The sequence below is a fragment of the Algoriphagus sp. NF genome (genome assembly GCF_028823735.1).
In the GTDB taxonomy this organism is placed as follows: domain Bacteria; phylum Bacteroidota; class Bacteroidia; order Cytophagales; family Cyclobacteriaceae; genus Algoriphagus; species Algoriphagus marincola.
The window spans coordinates 1-956 of record NZ_JAPEIB010000109.1; the positions used below are offsets into that span (position 1 = coordinate 1).

1 protein-coding gene is annotated in these 956 nt (G+C 45.1%); it reads left to right on the forward strand.

What is annotated here, in order from left to right; genetic code table 11:
* Positions 1-652, forward strand: a 652-nt coding sequence (locus OU792_RS18585) for a LytR/AlgR family response regulator transcription factor (protein ID WP_274671060.1), incomplete at its 5' end; no start/stop codon positions are given.
* Positions 653-956 lie beyond the last annotated feature (304 nt).

The following is a 956-nucleotide window of genomic DNA, read 5'->3' on the forward strand; positions in this document are numbered from 1 at the left end:
AGTCGGTGAAGCAGCTGATCTGATTCAGGCTGACCGGCTTTGCAAGGACCATAATCCAAATCTGGTTTTCTGTGATGTGATGCTTCCGGGAGGAACTTCTTTTGATTGGTTGGTCAGTTTGGAGAAAGTGGAATTTGACCTCATTTTCACCACATCCCATCAGGAATTTGCTATTCAGGCTTTTCGCTTGGCGGCAGTGGATTATTTGCTCAAGCCTTTGGATAAAAAAGAAGTGGAAGATGCGGTGAGACGATTTTTGGATCGGAAAACAGACAAAGGGAAACCCGTGCAGCAGCTGATTCAAAATCTGCAGTTGCCTCGGGAACGATCCAAAATGGCCTTACCAACGATGAGTGGGTTTCAATTTGTCGAAATCCGGGACATCATCCGCTGTGAGTCGGACAATACATACACGACCATTTTTCTGAAAGGAAAGCAAAAGGTGTTGGTTTCCAAAACGCTGAAGGAAGTGGAGACCATTTTGGAGCCTTATGGGTTTTACCGGGTTCACAATTCCCACCTGATCAATCTGGAAGAAGTGACCGAATACCTGAAAGGCGAAGGCGGGCAGGTGAAGCTGAGTGACGGCAGTGTGGTGGATGTATCGAGGCGGCGGAAAGAGGAGTTTTTGGAAAAGGTGCGGTCGTTTTAAATGAGCAATGAGCAATGATCAATATTCAATTATCAATGAGCAATGGACAATGACCAATTACCAATGATCAATGACCATCCCGAGAATCGGGATAATGGGCAATGAGCGATTTTCAAATAACTCTGAATAGTATTCTCCCCCTTCAGGGGGGCGGGGGGTCAAACGGGCCAAAGATCAATTATCAATTATCAATGACCAATTACCAATGATCAATGATCAATTTTCAATTACCATCCCGAGAATCGGGACAATGGGCAATGAGCGATTTTCAAATAACTCTGAATAGTATTCTCCCCCTTCAGGG